Source organism: Streptomyces sp. 8N114, assembly GCF_052245835.1.
In the GTDB taxonomy this organism is placed as follows: Bacteria; Actinomycetota; Actinomycetes; order Streptomycetales; family Streptomycetaceae; genus Streptomyces.
In genome coordinates this window covers 45,892-65,200 of the sequence record NZ_JBQQBT010000015.1, presented here as the reverse complement: position 1 = coordinate 65,200, position 19,309 = coordinate 45,892, and the positions used below count along the sequence as shown (strand labels likewise).

At 70.5% G+C, this 19,309-nt stretch carries 20 protein-coding genes; 12 read left to right on the top strand and 8 right to left on the bottom strand.

All coding sequences use genetic code 11. The features are described from left to right. The gene (locus tag ACTWQF_RS25895; RefSeq protein ID WP_443282092.1) at window positions 1-357 is read right to left on the bottom strand and encodes a hypothetical protein; all 357 of its coding nucleotides are present in this window, start codon (window positions 355-357) and stop codon (window positions 1-3) included. A 296-nt stretch (window positions 358-653) separates the two neighbouring features. Between ACTWQF_RS25895 and ACTWQF_RS25890 the strand changes: the two genes are divergently transcribed. The 3 genes from ACTWQF_RS25890 to ACTWQF_RS25880 all read left to right on the top strand — a co-directional run bounded on the left by ACTWQF_RS25890 (window position 654) and on the right by ACTWQF_RS25880 (window position 3,410). Further along, the gene (locus ACTWQF_RS25890) at window positions 654-1,517 is read left to right on the top strand and encodes an AfsR/SARP family transcriptional regulator (protein WP_443282091.1); all 864 of its coding nucleotides are present in this window, start codon (window positions 654-656) and stop codon (window positions 1,515-1,517) included. Window positions 1,518-1,630: 113 nt separating this feature from the next. Then, a complete protein-coding gene (locus ACTWQF_RS25885) occupies window positions 1,631-2,506 on the top strand; it encodes a thioesterase II family protein (protein ID WP_443282090.1) in 876 nt (291 codons plus the stop codon). A 49-nt stretch (window positions 2,507-2,555) separates the two neighbouring features. Beyond that, complete coding sequence (locus ACTWQF_RS25880) at window positions 2,556-3,410, top strand: AfsR/SARP family transcriptional regulator (protein WP_443246518.1); 855 nt, start codon at window positions 2,556-2,558, stop codon at window positions 3,408-3,410. 236 nt (window positions 3,411-3,646) lie between these two features. Here the strand turns inward: ACTWQF_RS25880 and ACTWQF_RS25875 are convergent, their stop codons facing one another. Both ACTWQF_RS25875 and ACTWQF_RS25870 read right to left on the bottom strand, forming a co-directional pair. Then, a complete protein-coding gene (locus ACTWQF_RS25875; RefSeq protein ID WP_443282089.1) occupies window positions 3,647-4,726 on the bottom strand; it encodes a hypothetical protein in 1,080 nt (359 codons plus the stop codon). Then, the gene (locus tag ACTWQF_RS25870; protein ID WP_443282088.1) at window positions 4,723-6,213 is read right to left on the bottom strand and encodes a DUF6002 family protein; all 1,491 of its coding nucleotides are present in this window, start codon (window positions 6,211-6,213) and stop codon (window positions 4,723-4,725) included. Before ACTWQF_RS25870 ends, ACTWQF_RS25875 begins: the two co-directional genes overlap by 4 nt. 218 nt (window positions 6,214-6,431) lie before the next feature. Between ACTWQF_RS25870 and ACTWQF_RS25865 the strand changes: the two genes are divergently transcribed. The 7 genes from ACTWQF_RS25865 (at window position 6,432) to ACTWQF_RS25835 (ending at window position 11,773) form a co-directional block, all read left to right on the top strand. Then, window positions 6,432-7,685 (top strand): aldehyde dehydrogenase family protein, encoded by a 1,254-nt coding sequence (locus ACTWQF_RS25865; protein ID WP_443282087.1) that lies wholly within the window; start codon window positions 6,432-6,434, stop codon window positions 7,683-7,685. Window positions 7,686-7,852: 167 nt separating this feature from the next. Further along, window positions 7,853-9,379 carry a serine/threonine-protein kinase gene (locus ACTWQF_RS25860; protein WP_443282086.1) on the top strand — a complete coding sequence of 509 codons (1,527 nt, stop codon included), beginning with the start codon at window positions 7,853-7,855 and terminating at the stop codon, window positions 9,377-9,379. A 177-nt stretch (window positions 9,380-9,556) separates the two neighbouring features. Next, window positions 9,557-9,895, top strand: coding sequence for a TcmI family type II polyketide cyclase (locus tag ACTWQF_RS25855; RefSeq protein WP_443282085.1), 339 nt, complete (start codon window positions 9,557-9,559; stop codon window positions 9,893-9,895). Beyond that, window positions 9,892-10,152: an acyl carrier protein gene (locus ACTWQF_RS25850; RefSeq protein WP_443246523.1), complete on the top strand. Its 261-nt coding sequence runs from the start codon at window positions 9,892-9,894 to the stop codon at window positions 10,150-10,152. The genes ACTWQF_RS25855 and ACTWQF_RS25850 overlap by 4 nt, the downstream gene beginning before the upstream one ends. Further along, the gene (locus ACTWQF_RS25845) at window positions 10,149-10,925 is read left to right on the top strand and encodes an SDR family NAD(P)-dependent oxidoreductase (RefSeq protein WP_443282084.1); all 777 of its coding nucleotides are present in this window, start codon (window positions 10,149-10,151) and stop codon (window positions 10,923-10,925) included. Before ACTWQF_RS25850 ends, ACTWQF_RS25845 begins: the two co-directional genes overlap by 4 nt. Next, the gene (locus ACTWQF_RS25840; RefSeq protein ID WP_443282083.1) at window positions 10,925-11,305 is read left to right on the top strand and encodes a SchA/CurD-like domain-containing protein; all 381 of its coding nucleotides are present in this window, start codon (window positions 10,925-10,927) and stop codon (window positions 11,303-11,305) included. The genes ACTWQF_RS25845 and ACTWQF_RS25840 overlap by 1 nt, the downstream gene beginning before the upstream one ends. A 12-nt stretch (window positions 11,306-11,317) precedes the next feature. Continuing rightward, window positions 11,318-11,773 (top strand): anthrone oxygenase family protein, encoded by a 456-nt coding sequence (locus ACTWQF_RS25835; RefSeq protein WP_443282172.1) that lies wholly within the window; start codon window positions 11,318-11,320, stop codon window positions 11,771-11,773. Window positions 11,774-11,822: 49 nt separating this feature from the next. Here ACTWQF_RS25835 and ACTWQF_RS25830 read toward each other — a convergent pair whose 3' ends face one another. Continuing rightward, a complete protein-coding gene (locus tag ACTWQF_RS25830) occupies window positions 11,823-12,263 on the bottom strand; it encodes a VOC family protein (RefSeq protein ID WP_443282081.1) in 441 nt (146 codons plus the stop codon). A gap of 405 nt (window positions 12,264-12,668) precedes the next feature. Between ACTWQF_RS25830 and ACTWQF_RS25825 the strand changes: the two genes are divergently transcribed. Together ACTWQF_RS25825 and ACTWQF_RS25820 are read left to right on the top strand one after the other, a co-directional pair. After that, on the top strand, window positions 12,669-13,673 hold the full coding sequence (locus ACTWQF_RS25825; protein WP_443282079.1) for an ArsR/SmtB family transcription factor: 1,005 nt from the start codon (window positions 12,669-12,671) through the stop codon (window positions 13,671-13,673). A gap of 210 nt (window positions 13,674-13,883) precedes the next feature. Next, window positions 13,884-15,260, top strand: coding sequence for an RICIN domain-containing protein (locus tag ACTWQF_RS25820; protein ID WP_443282077.1), 1,377 nt, complete (start codon window positions 13,884-13,886; stop codon window positions 15,258-15,260). Between the two features lie 107 nt (window positions 15,261-15,367). Here the strand turns inward: ACTWQF_RS25820 and ACTWQF_RS25815 are convergent, their stop codons facing one another. The 4 genes from ACTWQF_RS25815 to ACTWQF_RS25800 are packed head-to-tail and all read right to left on the bottom strand — an operon-like array spanning window position 15,368 to window position 19,206. Further along, a complete protein-coding gene (locus ACTWQF_RS25815) occupies window positions 15,368-16,528 on the bottom strand; it encodes an NAD(P)/FAD-dependent oxidoreductase (RefSeq protein WP_443282075.1) in 1,161 nt (386 codons plus the stop codon). 49 nt (window positions 16,529-16,577) lie between these two features. Beyond that, on the bottom strand, window positions 16,578-17,330 hold the full coding sequence (locus tag ACTWQF_RS25810) for an amino acid ABC transporter ATP-binding protein (protein WP_443282171.1): 753 nt from the start codon (window positions 17,328-17,330) through the stop codon (window positions 16,578-16,580). 32 nt (window positions 17,331-17,362) lie between these two features. After that, the gene (locus ACTWQF_RS25805; RefSeq protein ID WP_443282074.1) at window positions 17,363-18,298 is read right to left on the bottom strand and encodes an amino acid ABC transporter permease; all 936 of its coding nucleotides are present in this window, start codon (window positions 18,296-18,298) and stop codon (window positions 17,363-17,365) included. After that, a complete protein-coding gene (locus ACTWQF_RS25800) occupies window positions 18,295-19,206 on the bottom strand; it encodes an ABC transporter substrate-binding protein (RefSeq protein WP_443282072.1) in 912 nt (303 codons plus the stop codon). Before ACTWQF_RS25800 ends, ACTWQF_RS25805 begins: the two co-directional genes overlap by 4 nt. Window positions 19,207-19,309: the final 103 nt, after the last annotated feature.

Sequence of the window (19,309 nt, the reverse complement as noted above, 5' to 3'; positions counted from 1 at the left end):
TCAGACGGCGGGTTCGCCGGGCGAGAAGGGAGGAGCGGGAACCCGGGGCTCTGCCACGGGCACGGGCACCCACGTCTGGCAGTCGGTGGTGTGGCCGACGGCCTCGTGCGGATCGAGGCTCGTGATCGTCACCTCCGCGCCGAGCCCGGCAGGCAGTGCGGGAAGGTGTGTCCCTTCGTCGGCGTTAATGCCGAATTCGGCCAGTACCTCGCGAGGTTCGACGGCGTAGCGCACCGCGAGCGCCGGATCGAGACAGCACTGGGCGGTCAGTTCGGCGAAGCGCCAGTCCTGGTCGATGGAGTCAACGGCGTCCTGTGCGGAGTTGACGGTGACCTTGGCGAGCGCGTGACCTGACATCGTGACGTCTCCCGTCTGATGAGAGAAACCCATGGCCCCCCGTGGACTCATGGGGCGACGCTGGTGTGGGGAGTGGCCCGATTCTCTGGGTCCGTTGCGCAGAATGAAGTGTGAGCGGGTGCCGGTACGGGGGCCAGTGGGCGCTTCACGACCCTCCATGTGAAGAATTCATGGGCCGTCCCGCCGCATCTCCGCACCAAGATCGTGAGTTCCTCACTGTTCCGCCGCACTGATGGAGTGCGATTCTCCGAATCCTGCTATCAGTTCAGCGAGAACCGCCAACGGGGAGGCCCCCAATGCGTATCAGGGTGCTGGGAACTCTGCACGCCGAGACGGCGGGCGTCTCGATCGCGCCGAGCGCGGCCAAGCCGCGGCAGATCCTGGCCCTGCTCGCTCTCCAGAGCCGGCACATCGTGCCGGTGTCCGACCTCATGGAGGAGGTGTGGGGCTCTGGCCCGCCGCGCAGCGCCCCCACCACGCTCCAGACGTACATCCTGCAGCTCCGCCGCAGGCTGCGCGCCGCGCTCGGCGAACCGGGACCGCTGCCGGGCACCGGTAACGGCGCCACGCCCCGCGACCCGTACGCGCCCAGCGACAAGGAGATCCTGGCCACTCGGCACGGCGGCTACCAGCTGGAGATCGCCGACTGCGACGTCGACGCCCTGGAGTTCGCGCGGCTGACCCGCACCGGGCACGCCGCCTACGAGGCGGGCGACATGGCCAAGTCGTCGCGGCTGCTGGACTCCGCGCTCGCACTGTGGCGCGGCCCCGCGCTCGCCGACCTCCCGCACGGCAAGCACCTGTCCATCGAGGCCACCCGGCTGGAGGAGAGCAGGCTGGGCGCGCTGGAGCGGCGTATCGACGCCGACCTGAGGCTGGGACGCCACCGTGAGGTGCTGGCCGAACTGTGCGCCCTGCGCGGCCGCTATCCGCTCTACGAGAACCTGCATGCGCTGCTGATGGTCGCCTTCCACCAGGACGGCCGCTCCTCGGACGCGCTGATCGCCTTCCGGCGGCTGCGCAGCACCCTCGTGGAGGAGCTGGGCCTGGAGCCCTCGCCCCGGATCGACCGCCTTCACCAGGCCATTCTCCGGGGCGAGGATGCCTTGGACGCCTGGCGCGGAAGCGGTTCGGGGCAGGCTGCCGGTCTCGCGGGGTGATGAGCCCTTCCCGGGGCCGGTCCACCTCGCTTCGAGCTGTCGTCCAGCGCCGGTCGTGAGGATCTGGCCCTCGGCGACCGGCCCCGTCATGGGGACGGGGGAAGGGGGGAGGGATGAACGCGTATCTCGCGGCACCTCCCGGCCACCGGCCGACGGACGCACCGCCCACCATGGGCGAGGTGCCCGCCACCGGACTGCGGCTGTTCTGCTTCCACCACGCGGGAGCCGGCGCGCTCACCTTCGCGCGCTGGCGCCGCGGTTTCGACTCCGGCGTGTGTGTACTGCCGGTCCGGCTCCCCGGACGGGAGACCCGGCTGCGTGAGCCCCGCATCACCGACGGGGTCCGGCTGCTGGACGAGCTCGACACACAGCTCGGCCCGCTGCTGGAGGAGCCCTACGCCCTGTACGGGCACAGCCTCGGCGCTCTCGTCGCCTACCGCTTCGCCCAGCGCGTTCGGCGCGCGGGCCGCCCGGCGCCGGTGCTGGTCGGGTTGGGCGCCTGCCCGCCGCCGCATCTGCCCACGCCGCTGACCGACCAGCGCGAGCTGCCCGACGCGGCACTGCTGGCCGCGCTGGACCGCTACGGCACGCTGCCCTCCTATCTGTTCGAGCGTCCGCGCTGGCTGAGCACCCTGCTGTCCACCATGCGCGACGACCTGCGGCTGGCCGCCAGCCTGCGCGCGGTCGGCGAGCGGGCGGTCGGCGGGTGGGCGGCCGGCGGTGCGGCGGGAGACGGTACGGCGGACGGGGGCTGGGACGAGCCGCTCGACTGCCCCGTGCACGCCTTCGCCGGCACCGGGGACGAGGCCGCACCGGCCGCCGCCGTCGCCGAGTGGCGGCGCTGGGTGAGCGGTCCGTTCGCCCTGCACACCGTCCCCGGCGGCCACTTCTTCGTCCGCGACACCGCGCTGCCCGAGCTACTGGCGGCACAACTGCGCCTGCGCACCGGGCCGGAGCGCATCTCGCACCTGTCCGATTCGTCAACCTGATTCGTCAACCTGATTCGTCAGTTCACAACGCACCCGAAGGGAGCGAGAGATGGACATCAGCGTGCTGGGACCCTGCCGGGTCGTCCAATCGGGGGTCTCCGTCGTCCCGACCGCGGTCAAACCGAGAAAGGTGCTCGCCCTGCTGGCCCTCTACCCGGACCAGGTGGTCTCGGTCGCCTCCTTGGTGGAGGAGCTGTGGGGGGAGTCGCCGCCGCGCAGCGTGCAGACCACGCTGCAGACGTACGTACTGCAGCTGCGCAACCTCATCGCGGCGGCCCTGGGCGACCGGCTCCCCGCCGACCTGCCGAACGGCGCCAAGAGTGTGCTGATCACCGAGTCGGGCGGCTATCTGCTCGACACCCAGGGCGGCATGGTCGACGTCTGTGAGTTCGAACGGCTCTCCGGTGCCGGGCACCGGGCGCTGGAGGCCGGCGACTTCGTGGGCGCCTCCGCCTCTTTCCGCAGGGCGCTGGAACTGTGGCGCGGCCCCGCACTGGTGGATGTGCAGTGCGGACCGCTGCTGGAGATCGAGGCCACCCGGCTGGAGGAGTCGCGGCTGGGCATCCTCAACCAGCGCATCGAGGTGGACCTCACTCTGGGGCGCCACCACGAACTGGTCGGCGAACTCTCCGGGCTGGCAGCACAGCACCCGCTGCACGAAGGCATCCAGGCCCAGCTCATGCTCGCCCTCTACCGCTCGGGCAGGCGCGGCAACGCGCTGGAGGTCTATCAGCGGCTGCGCGGCGTCCTCTCCCGCGAACTGGGCCTGGACCCCTCGCCCGACCTCCAGCGACTCCAGTGCGCCGTGCTCGACTCCTCGGTCGAACTGGAGCTGACCGGCGCCGCCCGCGATGTGGCTTTCAGCGGTAGCGGGGGACCGCTGAGGGCGCTGCGCGGCGGCTGATACGCCTTCGCGGCGTATCGGCCCGTAAGGGGGTGCCCCTGCCCGTTGTCCGCGGGCTGCGGGTGAGCTGTGCTTGCTCGCGCAGTTCCCCGCGCCCCTGACGGGGCGCGTATCCCCTGCGCTGCGAAGCTTGGGCAGTCTGCGCCCTGGGGGTACCCCCTGCTCGAAGAGCTTGGGGGAGCAGGGTGGGCAAGCGCAGCACCCCATGCCGGGTACGCAAGATCCGCCGGACAGCCCTAGCGGGCCAGTACGGCTCCGCCGGGGCGACCGGCGAACAACAGGGCACGCAGCGCCAGAGGCGAAGGCGAAGGGGCAGGCCGCACATACTCCTGCACCACGCTGTCGCCCTGTGCGAAAGCCCGCCGCACCGCCGCGGCCCATGTGCGCTCGTCCGTCCCGTGGCCCACCACGACGGGCCCCGCCCCGGCGACGGCCCGCTTCAGCACGAACCGTTCGCGCTGGGTCAGCAGCAGTCCGGGCAGCTCCTGCTCGGTGCCGTGCCACGAGGTGCGGCCCGCCAGGGTGATCCGCGTCCAGGGCAGCCGGCGCTCCACCAGTGCGCGCTCGCCGCGTGTCATCCAGGGCAGCCCCTCGGAGACGAGAGCCAGCGCCCGTTTGTCCGCCAGCAGCGAGCTGCTGAGCGGCGGCAGCAGCAACAGCCCGGCGCGCTGCGCGTCCCGCAGGGGCGCGAGGTCCGTACCGCCTGTCTGCCGTGCGCCGCTCAGCAGGCCCAGCGCGTAGCGCAGCCCGCCGGGACGGCCCAGGGCGCCGGGCAGTCGGCCGGGGTCCAGCAGATCGGCGGTGAAGCAGCGCTGCCGCAAGTCGTGCACGTCGTCGGGGTGGAAGCCGGGGCCGATCAGGGCCAGGCTGCGCGGCAGCCCCCGGCGGGCGCACAGGTCCGCGAGCGCGTCGGCGAGCGCGGCACGCGGGTCGTACCCGAACAGCCGCTCCGGCAGCTTCTCCTGGCCGGCCGAGCTGAGCGCCGCTATCTCGCCCGTGCTGCCGAGGACGGTGCCGGTGTCCAGGCCCACGAGCCGTGGGCCCGTCCCGTCGGCCACGAAATCGGCGCCGGCCAGCAGGGTGCAGCAGTCCGTCTCCGTGGTCTCCAGTCCCGAGGGCGGCAGATGGTCGGCGGGGTCAGCGCCCAGTGCGCACAGCCGCTCCGGCCAGGTCGGTGCCAGCGCCAGTACCGCTCTGCGCACCAGTGTCAGCAACGCCGCGGCGACCTCGAACAGTTCGTCGTAGGACTGCCGGGACAGTACGAGCGGCCCGGCGGGCGGCGGGCGGTCGCCGGACCGGCCGGGCTTCGCCGTCACGGCCGCCACCCGTGCGGGGCGAGTGCCCGGCTGACGACGGCGTGCAGTTCGTCGACGGAGTCCGCGTACCGTGCGCGCGTGTCCGGCACCGGAGCGCGGTCGTCGTCCGCGCTGTAGGAGCCGGTGCTGTGCACCACCACCTCCGGCTCGGCCAGCAGGCCCCGCTGAACGGCGTTCATGACTCCGGTCAGCGCCATCACCAGCGACCACTCGGCCAGCCGCGCCGGGTCGGCGGGGAGTTCGACGCCTGCCGGGCGCAGCATGGCGCGTACGGACGGATAGCGGGCCAGGCACTCGTAGCGCGAGACGACGATTCCGCCGCCCCCGTGCGTGCGCACCAGCGCGCTCGTCTCGGGCGCCGTCCCGGGGGCGCGGGTGAAGAAGGTGGGCTCCAGGATCTCTTCGGGACTGTGCGTGGTACGCGGAAAGTGCGGGTCCAGGCTCTCGGGCGGCTGCCGGTGGACGCGGCGCGCCCGGTCGTACTCGTACGGCGGCACGCCCTCCCGGGAGAACGATCCGGTCAGCAGATGGAGGACCAGGTCCGGGTTGTGCAGCTGCTGCACCAGCAGATAGCGCGCCGAGGCCGGCCCTGCCGACCCCACCACACCGTCCGGGTCCACCAGTGTGCTGCCCAACCGGTGCCCCAGCAGCCCGGACCCGGTGGCGACCGCCTGCGCGTGCACCCGCCCCGCGGCCGGCGCGGCACCCAGCGCGTCCCGTTCCACGAAAGCGCGCAGCGCGTCCACCGCCCGCTGGTCGACCGGATCGCGTACGTACCACAGCGCGGTGCCCGTCCCGGTACGCAGCGTGCGAGCGCGCTCCCGGCAGTACGCGGCGGCCAGCTCGTGCACGGCGCCCGGCTCCGAACCGTGGTAGACCACCAGCGGGTTGCGGCGGCGCAGCTGCGGGTGCCGGGCCAGCGCCGAGTCCGCCACCTTGTGCCGCGAGCAGGCGGGCACCAGGCTGACGACCCGCACCTGGTCCGGGCCCGCCAGCCCGCACTGCTGGGCGCGCAGTACGGCATCGCGGAGCGCGGTGGCCCGGTTGCCGGACGAGGGGGCCAGCAGCGTGACGTCCTGGCCGGTCCGCCGCACATGCTGCACAGCGCGCGCGACCATCACCAGCGCCCCGCCGGATTGCACCGAACGAGACCCCGGGCCGTGGCACATGTCGAGCAGGTGCAGCCGGGTGCCGCGATAGTCCGGCAGCCGTACGATGCGCGCTGCCGCGGGGGCCAGGAAGGTGCGCAACGGGCCGTCGAGTGACGGGAGTTCACCGTCAGGGGTGAAGGCGGCGGGCTCCTGGGGGGCGCCCGGTTCCGCGGCAGCCGTGGGCTCGTGCAGAGCGCGCACGAGGGCACGGACGGTGTCCCAGTGGCAGGTCAGCGGCTGACCGGCCGGTGCCGGCTGCTGCGGGGCAGCGGCGAGGCCGGTGTGCGCGGCGAGGTCCGGGTGGGCAACGAGGCCGGTGTGCGCGGTGAGAGTCATGATGGTCCCCCTCGTGGTCGACTCCTGGTCCAGGTCGCCCCTCTCGACACCCCGCCCTTGTCCGCTTACGCTGAAATCACCGTCACTGGCATGACATCGAACGACATCGGTGATTCCTCGGAAATGCGGCGGTGAGCCGCAGGGAAAGGTAACCCGGCGGGGTCGAGGGCCGGTTGAAGCCGGTCGGACCGACCCCGCCCGCGCCCGAGGAGTCGTCGATGACCCAGCCCTCCATGCCCGTGCTGGAATCCGTCACCCGCACGTGGCCCGACCTCGAGGCCGCGCACGAGAGGGCCACGGGCGCCGGCACCGCGCTGCTGCACAGCCGCACCGAGCTGCTGAGCGCCCTCACCCGGCTCGCCACCTATGCCAGTGCCCGCGACGAACTGCTGCGCTCGCTGCGCGCGGTGGCCGGAGCGCCCTGGGAGCTGGCCCGCACGGGAGTGCCGCAGCTGTCCCGGATCTCTGTCGTCCTCCCGCAGCACACCGCGCTCTACTCCTACGTGCGCGACTGCCTGGTGCCCGCGCTCTACTGCGACGAGGTCGTGGTACGGCCCACACCGCGGATCCGGGAGACGGCCTACGAGGTGCACCAGACCATCAGCCGCAGGCTGGAACCACAGTTGGCGGCGCGCATCCGGTTCACCGACGCCGACGAGAGCGACTTCATGCCCGTCTGCGCGGAGTCCGACGCCGTCGTCCACACCGGCTCCGCCGAGGCCGGCAGCCGGCTGATGACCGGGGTCGGCGACGGACCGCTCATCCTCCTCTCCGGGCACGCGCCCAACCCGCTGATCGTCGGCCCGCGCACCGACCCGGCCGCCGCCTGCCGTGCCGTGCTGCGCGCCCGGCTGTACAACTCCGGGCAGGACCGGCTCTGTCCCGATGTGCTGTTCGTCCACCGGCTGCGGCTGAACGCGCTGGTCGAGCAGTTGCGCGCCGAGCTGTCCGTGCTGACGGTCGGTGCCCGCAGCTGGCCCGACGCCGTCCTCACCGCGCTCACCTACGGGGAGGCCGTCCAAGGTGCGGCCCGGTTCCTGGCCGAGCACGCCGACCGGGTGGTGGTGGGCGGCGGAACCGATCTGGAGCGGATGCAGGTGGAGCCCTCCCTCCTCGTCTTCGACGAGGATCCCGGCTTCCACCCGCCGCAGCTGGCCGGGCCGCTCTTCTGCGTCGTCCCCTACGAGGACCCCGAACTGCTGCGTGCCTGGGCGCGGCACCCTCTGGAGCTGGAGCGCGGGATGTACGCGGCCGTGCTCGGTGAGCCGCGGCTCACCGGCCAGACCCTCGGCACGGCCGTCGTCCTCCGCGACGCCACGGCGTTCGATATGGAGGACGGCAACCAGCCCTTCGGCGGCTACGGCGTGCACGCCAGCGGCGTACGCCGTGAGGGCAGGCTGATCGGCAGGCCGCTGTTGCTGTCGCGGGAGGCCGCGCAGAGGCGGGCCGTGATCACGGGTCCGCTGCGGTAGCCGTTCCGGGAAGGGGCTGTCCCTGCCCGCCGCCCGCAGGCTGCGGGTTGGCTGTGGTTTGTCGCGCAGTTCCCCGCGCCCCTTCGGGGCGCAGACCGTCCGGTCGGTCGGATGAAGCGCCAGCTATGGTGGCGAGGCACTGTGAATGGCCGGAAGCGAGGTAGGTCGTGTCGGACGAGGGGCGGCTCATCGCCGGGCGCTACCGGCTGACCGAGCAGATCGGCCGTGGCGGCATGGGTACGGTGTGGCGCGTCCAGGACGAGGTCCTGGGCCGCCAGGTCGCGCTGAAGCGGCTGCACTCGCAGCCGCAACTGTCCGAAGCCGACCTCGCCACGCTCTACGAACGCATGCGCCGTGAGGCGCGCAGCGCCGCCTGCATCGTGCACCCCAATGTGGTCGTGGTCCATGACGTCGTGGACGACAGTGGTCAGCCCTGCATCGTCATGGAGTACGTTCCTGCGGTCACACTCAGCGATCTCCTCAAGGAGAAGGGCACTCTTCCGCCCGAGGAGGCGGCCCGTATCGGCCTGGGCATGGTCGCCGCGCTGCGGGCCGCGCACGCCGCCGGTGTGCTGCACCGCGACGTCAAGCCCGGCAACGTCCTGCTGAGCACCGAGGGCCGGGTGGTGCTCACCGACTTCGGCATCGCCATGACCGCCGACGCCTCCACGCTGACCAAGACCGGCGAGATGGTCGGCTCTCTCCCCTACATGGCACCGGAGCGGATACGCGGGCAGAAGCCCGGCCCTGCCTCGGACCTGTGGGCGCTGGGGGCGACGCTGTACCAGGCCGTGGAGGGCCGACTGCCGTTCCACCGGGACACCGCGATGGAGGTCGCGTACGCCATTGCCGTCGATCCGCTGGAGCCCGTGAAGCGGGCCGGGCCGCTGGCGCCGCTCATCGAAGCGCTGCTGCTCAAGGATCCGGACCAGCGGCCGTCGGCGGAGCAGACCGAGCAGGCACTGCGGGCAGCCCGGTCCGGCGGACCGACCGGATCGACCGATGTGCTGCTTCCGACAGCACCAGCACAGACCGCGGAACCCCCGCGGCCGGACGACGGACGCGAACCGCGCCGCCGAGGCCGCAGGAGGGGCCGGGTCCTCGTCACGGCCATCGTCGCCGTGGCGGCTGCGGCCACCGCTGTCACGGGCGCGATCTACGCGACGTCCGACCGTGACACGGACGCCGGGAAAGAGCGCTCCCAGAAAGAGCGCCCCAGCGCAGCACCGTCGTACTCGCCACCCCCCGTGCCCAAGGGCTTCCACAAGGTCAGCGAGAAGAAGTTCGACGCTTCCTTCCCCGTGCCGGACGGCTGGAAGGTCATCGGTCGGACGAGCGATTCGGTCACCTACGGCGACAAGACCCGCCGGGTCGGCATCACCGTCGGGATGGTGGACCCCGCGGGTTCGCACCCTGTGGAGCACTTCAGGGACATAGAGGCGAACACCAAGAAGAACTACTCCGTGTACCGCAGGCTGCGCATGCAGAAGACCACCTTCCGGAAACAGCCCGCCGCGATCTGGGAGTTCACCGTCCAGGGGAAGGCCCGCATGTACCGCGCCATCGACCTGGGCTTCGGCCGCGCGGGCGGCCGGGAGTACGACCTCTACCTCTCGGCCCCCAACGCCCAGTGGGACACCCACCGCCCCGTTTTCGACACCTTCAGGGACGGATTCACCCCGACCGGCCACTGACCTTCCTGCGGCGCTGCCGGTTTCTCCCGCCGGCGGGGGAGGAGCCGCGTATGCCACAGCCGCCGCGGCTTACCGCAGCGGATCGAGCGGGGCTGTAGAGGCTGCTGGCACGCTGCGCGGCAGGCCCGCCTACCGACCGGGACGGGCTGCTCCACACCTTCCCGAAGGAGGCCGACGGTGGCACACCGGACGCTCATAGTGGCGCGGATGGAGCCGGGCAAGACCGACTCCATCGCGCAGATCTTCGCGGAGTCGGACGCGACCGAGCTGCCCCACATGGTGGGGGTGGCGCGGCGGACGCTCTTCACCTTCCACGACCTGTACTTCCACCTCGTCGAGGCGGACGAGGACATCACCCCCAACCTCTACCGCGCCCGCAGCCACCCCCTCTACGACGACATCAACACCCGCCTCGCGCAGTGCGTGTCGCCCTACGACCCGAACTGGCAGGAGCCCAAGGACGCGATGGCCAACCCGTTCTACGTATGGACGAAAGACGGAGGGAGGATCCAGTGAGCGAGTTCACCCAGCGTGAGCTGGCCGCGAAGCTGCTGGAGTGCGCGGGCGAGGCCGACGACGTCGACATCGCCGACGAGGCGGCCCTGGACGTGCCGTTCCTCGAACTCGGCTACGACTCGCTCGCGCTGCTCCAGGTGACCGGGGTCATCAAGCGCGAGTACGGCGTCGAACTGTCCGACGACGCCGTGGTGGAGGCGGAGACGCCCCGGCTGCTGCTCAAGATGATCAACGCCAACCTGCCCGATGCGGCATGAGCGCCGCCGGTACCCAAGCCGGTGTGCTGCCCGCGCCGGGGCTCGCCGGCAAGCGTGTCCTGGTCACGGGCGGCACCCGCGGTATCGGACGTACCACGGTGCTGGCCTTCGCCGAGGCGGGTGCCCGCCTGGTCGTCGCCCACCGCACGGCGGGTGACGAAGCGCGCACACTGGCCGGGGCACTGACAGCGACCGGCGCGGAGCACCACCTGGTACGCGCCGACGTCACCGATTCGCAGGACACCGCCCGCCTCGCCGAGGAGTGCGGGAGGCAGCTGGGCGGTCTCGACGTGCTGGTCAACAACGTCGGCGTCGACGGGCACAGCAAGTTCGCCGACCTGGACGAGACCGAATGGCACCGGCTGATGGACTCCAACGTCACCTCCGCCTACCTGGTCACCCGCGCCGTCCACGCTCTGCTGGCCGACGGCGCCTCGATCGTCAACGTCGGCGCATCGGTCGCCCTGCGGGGGCGGCCACTGGGCACCCACTACTCCGCCTCCAAGGCAGCACTCGTCGGTTTCGGCCGGGCGCTGTGCAAGGAGGTCGGCAGCCGGGGCATCCGCGTCAACACCGTCGCGCCCGGTGTCACCGCGACCGAGGACGAGCCGGGTGCCGGACTGCCGCCGCAGCTCGTCGAGCGCCTCGCCGGCATGACGGCACTGGGCCGGCTGGGCACCGCGGCGGACGTGGCGGGCGCGGTCCTCTACCTCGCGGGTGACACCTCCCGCTACATCACGGGCGCCACGCTCACAGTCGATGGAGGAATCTGATGCCCTACGCGGCAATCACCTACCGGGTCAAGCCCGGCCACGAGGAGGAGATCGCGGAGATCTTCGCCAACTTCAAGCGCGTCGACACCCCCGATCTGACCGGCGACGACGGCCAGGCGGCCGGTCGGCTGCTGGGCACCGGCGTCTTCATCAAGGACGACGTGATGGTGCGCGTCATCCACTACGAGGGCGACTTCGCAGCGGTCGGCAAACACATGGCGCAGCAGAAGGGCGTCCACATCCTGGAGGAGAAGCTCCAGCCCTACCTCGCCGAGGAGCGCGACACCTCCTCCCCGGCAGGCTTCGCCGCCTACTTCCGCGACGCCACGATGCGGTCCATCGCCCAGCTGACCGTGGACACGCACCCCGCCGGGAGCTGACCTGCGATGAGGATGGACGCTGTCCTCGGAGTGGCCGTTCTCCTCGGCAGCGGCGTCACGGCGGGGGTCCTCTTCGCCGTGGCGCTCAGCGTGCTGCCGGCGCTGTTCGCCATGGAGACCGGCACCTATGTGCATGCGCACAAGCTGCTGGGGCGGAACTGGGACCCCACCATGCCCGTCGTCGTGCTGACGTCCACGGTGCTGGCCCTCGCCCTCGCCTTCGTGGCCGACGGCACCTTTGCCCGCACCCTGTTCGCCGTCGCGGCAGTGCTGCTGCTGGGCGTCTCCGCCGTCTCCCACCTGTGCAACGTCCCCATCAACCGGCGGGTCAAGGCCGTGACGGACCCCACAGCGCTGCCGGACGACTGGGAGGACCCCCGCCCTCTGTGGCGGCGCTGGCACTTGCTGCGTACCGCGTTGTCCCTCGTCGCCCTGGTGCTGAACGCCGCGGCGGTGACGGTGCTGTGACCGCGGGGCTCGGTGCGCCCCTTACGGGGCGGTACGCAAACCCGCCGCCCTAGCCCTGGAGCGTGCCGAAGTCGGGGATGGTGAGCGACCCGTCCTCGGCGAGCGGGAATCCGGGGTTGTGTGCGATCTCCCAGGCGTGGCCGTCCGGGTCGACGAAGGCGCCGGAGTAGAAGCCGATGGCGTTGGTGGCCGCGGGCTTGCTCACGGTCGCTCCGGCGCCTTGCGCGGCAGCGAGCAGAGCATCGACCTCGGCGTCGGAGCGCACATTGTGTGCCAGGACGATCCCGCCGAAGCCGCCCGCCGCCCCGCCTGTCAGCCCGCAGTCCCGCGCGAGCTTGTCACGCCCCCACAGGACCAGGCCCAGACCCCCCGCCTGGAAGAAGACGGTCTCCTCGACCTCCTGCCCCCGCCAGCCCAGAGCTTCGTAGAAGGCCCGAGACCGCGCCACATCGGATACCCCGAGCGTGACCAGACTGATGCGCTGTTCCATACCAGGACATTAGCGCGCTGACGGGACGCTTCCGGTGCCGACCTGTCGGACATGGCCCGGTGAGCAGCAGATCTGCGGAAGAACTCCCGTCCGGTTTTCACATCGGTATGAGGGGCTGCCACGCGTGGCGGACCCTCACAGGCGCAGGGCGCGTTGTCCCAGAGGGTGAGCTTGCTTCCGCGCGCGGAACAGCAGCACACCCCGGCGGTATTTCCTTCCGTTCGTGCTCAGGCTTGAGCATCGTCGGTTTGCGCAGAGGCAGTCGGAGCCCCGACGGTCAGGGTCGCTGTTGGTTCAGTGCCGGGTGCGTGGTGGTGCGACTGCCAGGTGTGGGTAAGGAGGTTGGGGGTGCTATGAGTCGGCAGGTTGCCTGCGGCGCAGCCCCGGCTTCGGGGGAGGGGCAGAGTGGCGTTCCGGATCCATTTCACGGCTGACGATCTCCTCCGGGTGTCCCTTGCGCAGGGGCTCGACCCGCTGCACGAGACAGTGATGAGTCTGCGAGTGCTGCAGCAGCGGCGGCCGGGCAACGCCTTCGGGCCATGGCGGCGCTGGGCGCGCCCGCGGATCCCGCACTCCGTCCACCAACTGCGGGCGCTGGTACCAGCCGACGGATTCTGCCCCGACTTCATGACCCCGCCCGGAACGACGGACTTTGAGACGGGCCTGGACGCGCTGCTGCACACGCCGAAATCGTTTCTCCGTAGCGATCTGGAAACGTTCACCCGCTTCACCGCCAGGCCGCTGCCTGCATGGGCGGGCTCGCTCGCCGACGGTTCCCCGCGGGCCCTGGAGACCGTGAGCGGTGCCGTGCGTGACTGGCACCGGGCGGCCATCGCTCCCATCCGGAAGCATGTGGAGGCACGTGTTGAGGCGGCCCGTTCATCCGCGGCGCGGACGCTACTGGCTGCAGGACTGGACGCGATGCTCTCCCGACTGCACCCCACCATCTCGTGGAAGCCCCCCGTGCTCGAACTCACCTGTCCGGATCACGATTGGGACCTCCACCTCGAAGGCCGCGGCGTACGTCTGATCCCGTCCTTCTTCTGCGGTCGCGAACCCATGATCTACCTGCACCCGGCCCTTCCTCCGGTGGTGGTCTACCCCGTCAGCCACGACACCGTCTGGCTCCCCACCACGGAGGACGCCTCGTCAAGTCGCCGGACCAAACTGGCTGCGCTACTGGGCCACGGCCGGGCCGCAGTGCTGGAGGCGCTCACCGCCGGGCACAGTACGACCTCCGACCTCGCGAGCCGCACCGGGCTCTCCGCGGCCACCGTCTCCCACCACACCACCGTGCTGCGCGAAGCCGGACTCATCACCACTCACCGCACGGGCGGCAGCGCCCACCACATGGCCACCTCGCTGGGAATGCAGCTCATCCACGCAGAGCATCCACTGAGTTCCCCCTGAACCTCACGTCGCGGGGATACGGCCGGACCTGACACAAGCCCACTGACCAGCACTATTCGAGCAGCGTCGAAATGCTCGCTCCGAGATGCGTTGTTGGCTGAGCATGGGATGGCCGACTGAGGCGGAGGGGACCACAGTCGGCGACAAGGTCATCATTCGAAGCCTCGATGGCGTGTTCTGCCCGCATATCCGAGGAGACGGGGGAAAGAAATGCCGCGCCTGACAAAGCGCTCCACAGGGTGGTTGGTCACCACGCTCTTACTGGTCGTCGCTGCCGTACTGGCTGTGCAGCAGATCGGCCCCACCGTGTCACCGGACGGAAAACCCGGAAAGTCGAGCAGGAATAAATCCGGAGCGCAGTACAACGCCGCTGCCGGGACAACATGTCCGCAGTACCTGGTCATCGGAGTTCGCGGTTCTGAGGAGGAATACACCGACGAACCCGAATTCCGCATGGGAACTCGTGTCGGCTCCTTCGTCAAAGAGGCGGCCAAGTTCCTGCCGTCCCGCACGGAGGGCGGTGCCGGCACACAATACATATCGCTTGAGTATCCGGCGAAGTTGGGGCTGTCCGCGCCTGGGAAAGGCTACGAGCTGTCAAAGAACGCGGGTGTCGACAAGCTGGCGCAAACCCTGAACGACTACAGGACACGCTGCGCCGGGACGAGCATCGGTCTCATTGGTTACTCGCAGGGCGCGAACGTCATCAGCGATGCCCTGCGTGACAAGGTCGATGATTCCGTCACCTCCATGGTCACGTCGGTTCTGCTGATCGCCGACCCGTACTCCCGCGGCTCCGAGGCTCCGTACCGGGTGCTTCTCAGCGAGACGGGAGAGCCCCTGACGTCCAGGGAGTCGAAGGGCTCCGGCATGCTGGGAGCGAAGCTCCTGCCGGAGTCGGTTCACAAGAGGACCACGGAACTCTGCCGGCGCGACGACCCCGTGTGCAACGCTGAAGAGGAGTTCCTCGGTCTCCCGCTGCCCAAGCAACTGCAGGCTGGCATCTACTCCGCCGGTCATGAGTCCTACCAGGAACTCGGCGGCGAGGCATTCCACAAGAAGTGGGCAGAATCCTTCGTGCGCCGTCTCAAGCTCGACAACACCGGCGGAGACCGGTCGGAAGCATTCACCATCAGGGCCAGAAACGGCTGGGCAACGACCGACTGCCTGGACGCGGACGAAAACACCATCGAAAAGAACGGCGGCAAGGTCCTGGTGCTCCCGTGTAACGGCAGGGACAACCAGAAATGGCGGCTGCTCCCCGTCGGCGGACAGGGTGCCAGCACCTACTACATCCAGAGCGTGCGCTCGGGCAAGTGCCTGGACGTCGAATACCACGATGGCGGCCCGGCAGGCAGCCCGGCTCAGATGTATGACTGCAACGACGGGATCAGCGAACAATGGACACGCAGTGGCACCCCGGGCAACTACACCTTCCTGAACGAGCGCGTCCCGGCCGACGGCACTGGAAAGAAGGCACTTGAGCAGGGGAAGCCACCTGCCGCCCTTACCCCTGAGGCCGCCTATGTGAACAATGCGCAATCCGACAACGACGACCAACGGTGGAATATCACCCTGGCCGACTGATGGGTATCCCGTCGATGGCGGCCTTCCCCCCGGGGGAAGGGCGCCACCGGAGCCGATTCGCCCCGGCGACCACACACGGTGACACCAGGCGGAGCCGCCGGGCACGGTTACGCGTCCGCGCGGTGCCCACTCATCACGGCGAGACTCTCATCGCGGATCGGCTGCGACGTGTCGCGGTCGGGGCGGTAGGGGGCCAGGTCGGGGACGGGGGTGGAGGTGGTGAGTTCCTGTGCCGCGAGGGTGGCGAGGAGCGGGGCGAGGGTGACGCCGCTGTGGGTGGTGAGGGTGTAGAGGCCGGGGGCTTGCGGGTGCGGGCCGACCAGGGGGAGGCCGTCCTCGGGGACGGGGCGGACCCCGATGCGGGTGCCTGACAGTGCGCGGAAGGCGGGCAGCAGCGCGGCGCACCGGCTGAGCAGGTCCGCCTCGGGAGGTACGGGGGTTTCCGCTGTCGGGGTGAGGAGGGCGTCGACCGGCCAGGAGATGGCGCAGACCCGGTTGCCCGGCGCCGGGCGCAGATCCACGCCGGGCGTCGCGACGATGGCCCGCAGCGGGTCGGCCAGCGGGGTGGACTCCCCCACCAGCCCGGGGATCTGCCGCAGCGGCAGCCGTACCCCGGCCAGTTCGGCGATGCGCCCGGCGTCGGGCCCCGCGCAGTTGACGACATGGTCGGCCTCGAAGCGCCGGCCCCGCGCCTCGGCGCCGCGTACCCGCCCGCCGTCCAGCAGCAGAGCGGTGACGGGGCTGTCGTAGCGGATGTCGGCGCCCAGGGCCGCGGCACGGTCGAGCAGCGTACGGGCGAGGAGGGGCGCGTCGTACCAGGCCGCTTCGTCGTGTACGACCAGCTCGGGCGCGCGGCAGGCCGCGGGGTCGACACCGGGCGCGAGGGTGCGCAGTTCGCCGGGGTCGGCGGTGCGGCACGGGTGCCCCCAGCCGGCCAGGCGCTCGGTACGCGCGCGGAGGGTGCGCTGTTCCTCCTCGGTGTGGCCCCACTGGACGAGCGGTGCGGGATGCCGCCAGCCGGCGCTGCCTCCCGCGGCGCGGATCTCTTCCTCCAGTTCGCGGTGGAGGGCTGCGCTGCGCTGGTTGAGCAGGAAGTAGGAGTGCGGGGTCTTCAGATGGGTGACGTCGATGGAGAAGGTGGCGCTGGAGGTGCCCGGGGTAGGGCCGCCGGCATCGAGCACGGTGACGCTGATGCCTGCTTCGGCCAGGCGGTGAGCGGTCGCGGCGCCTATCACTCCGGCGCCGATGACGACGGCTCGGGTGGTCATGGAGTAACTCCCTTGGGGGGTGACGGAACGAAGGGGTGGGTGGCGGCGGTCAGAGGACCTTGCTGAGGAAGGCGCGGGTGCGTTCATGGCGCGGGGCGCCCAGTACGTCCGCCGGCCGGCCGGTCTCGACGACGACCCCGTCGTCCATGAACACCAGCGAGTCGCCGACCTCCCGCGCGAAGCCCATCTCATGGGTGACGACGACCATGGTCATGCCGTCCTCGGCGAGCGACCGCATCACCTCCAGCACCTCTCCGACGAGTTCGGGGTCGAGCGCGGAGGTGGGCTCGTCGAAGAGCATCAGCTCGGGCTCCATGGCCAGGGCACGGGCGATGGCCACCCGCTGCTGCTGGCCGCCGGAGAGCTGCGCGGGGTAGCTGCGTGCCTTGTCGGCCAGCCCGACGCGGTCGAGCAGCTCGGTGCCGCGTGCCCGTGCCTGCTCCTTCGGTTCCTTCCTGACCTGGACGGGAGCCTCGATGACGTTTTCCAGCGCGGTCATATGCGGGAAGAGGTTGAAGCGCTGGAAGACCATGCCGATGCCCTGGCGGCGCCGGGCGACGGCCTTCTCACTCAGCTCGTACAGCTTGCCGTCCCGCTCTTCGTAGCCGACGAGTTCGTCGCGCACGTACAGCCGGCCCCGGTCGATGGTCTCCAGATGGTTGATGCAGCGCAGAAAGGTGGACTTGCCGGAGCCGGAGGGGCCCACCAGGCACATCACCTCGCCGGGCGCGACGGTCAGCTCGATGCCCTTGAGTACTTCGGTACGGCCGAAGCTCTTGTGCACGCTCTCGGCTCTGATCACGGCGGGGGTCACGGTCGAGGTCGCTGCGGGGGTCACAGTGCCTTCTCCTCACGGTGGTTCCGGGCTGCGGCGCGCAACCGCTGGAGCGGGGTGGGCGGCAGATCACGGCTGGCGCCGCGGCCGAAGCGCCGCTCCAGGTAGTACTGGCCGATGTTGAGGACCGAGGTCGCCACCAGGTACCAGAAGCAGGCGACGACCAGCAGCGGGACCTGCTGGAAGTTGCGCGAGTAGATGCCCTGGATGGAGGTCAGCAGCTCTGGTACGGCGATGGCGAAGACCAGCGAGGTGGTCTTCAGCATGGAGATCGCCTGGTTGCCGGTGGGCGGGATGATGATGCGCAGCGCCTGCGGCAGCACGATGCGGCGCAGGGTCTGCCCACGGGACATGCCCAGCGCCTGGGCCGCCTCGTTCTGGCCGTCGTCCACGGAGGTGATGCCCGCGCGGACGATCTCGGCCATGTACGCCGCCTCGTGCAGCCCGAGGCCGAGGACGGCGGCGGTGAGCTGGGTGATGAGGGTATTGGTGTCGGCCTGGACGAAGGTCGGCCCCCAGGGGATGCCGAGCCCGACGGTGGGGACGACCGCGGACAGGAAGTACCAGAACAGCAGCTGGACCAGCAGCGGGGTGCCGCGGAAGATCCAGATGTAGCCCCAGCTCAGCCGGGACAGGATCGGGTTCTTGGACATCCGCAGGATGGCGAGGACGACACCGCCGGCGATGCCGAGCGCCATCGCGAGCGCCGTCAGCAGCAGCGTGGTCCGCAGCCCTTCCATGATCACCGGCGAGAACAGGAACTCGCCGACGGTCCCCCACTGCATCCGCGGGTTGGTGATCCAGCCCTCCAGCAGGAAGATTAGGAAGAAGGTGATGACGACCGCGGCGACGCGCAGCCCTGGACGGCGCAGCGGGACGGCGGTCAGCGACTCGGCCGCGCTGCCGCGGTCCGCACGGGCGAGGGTCTGGCTCATGCCCCGCCCCCGTTCACTGTGGCGCGCTCAAGGGCCCCTGACTCGATGTCCCATGCTTTGAGGATCTTCGCGTAGGTGCCGTTGTCGATCAGTTTCTGCATGGCACCGCGGATGGCCCGGACCAAGGTTCGTTCCTCCTTGTTGATCAGGATTCCGTAGGGCAGGAAGCGGTACGGCTTGCCGGCCGTGCGGAGCCTGCCGTGCGACATCTCCGCCTGGTAGATGACGGTGGGGGTGCCGCCGACGAAGGCGTCGGCGCGGCCCGTGGACAGGGCCTGGAAGCAGCCGACGGAGTCGGGGAAGACCAGCTTCTCCAGCTCCGGCTTGCCGGCCGCCGCACACTTCTTCGCCTGCGCCGCCACGTCGTCCACCTGCGAGGTGCCCTGCTCGACGGCGACCTGGCTGCCGCACAGGCTGGAGAGGGAGCGGATTCTTCCTGCGGCCTTCTCGGAGGCCAGGATCGAGCTGCTGGTCTTCATGTAGTCGACGAACGTGACCTGCGACTGGCGTTCCTTCTTGTCGAGCATGGCCTGGATCGCCACGTCGTAGCGGTGGGACCGGACGCCGCCGATGATGCTGTCGAAGTTCGCCTGCACCAGACGGACGCGGACGCCGAGGATCTGGCCGACGGCACGGATGAGGTCGGGTTCGGCGCCGATGACGGTCTTGTTGTCGATGTCCAGCAGGGACAGCGGCGGATAGTCGTTGCCGACAGCCGAGGTGAGGCTCCCTTTGTCGCGGATGTCCTCGGGGAGCAGCGCACGGAGTGCGGGGTCGGTGCGCTGCTCGGGCACCTTGGACCGGTTGACGGTGTCGGTGCCGCCACAGGCCGTCACGGTCGAGGTGATCAGCGCCGCGAGCGCGAGGGGAAGTGCGGTGGCGCGGGCCCGCGGATACCTTCCGGGCACGGTGCCTCCCTTCTTCAGCTGCTGGTCAGACGACCGGTGCAGGGCTGGTGGACGCCTAATCTGCGGGATGGCGGGGGCCCGGGCAAGGTCAGAGAGAATGAAC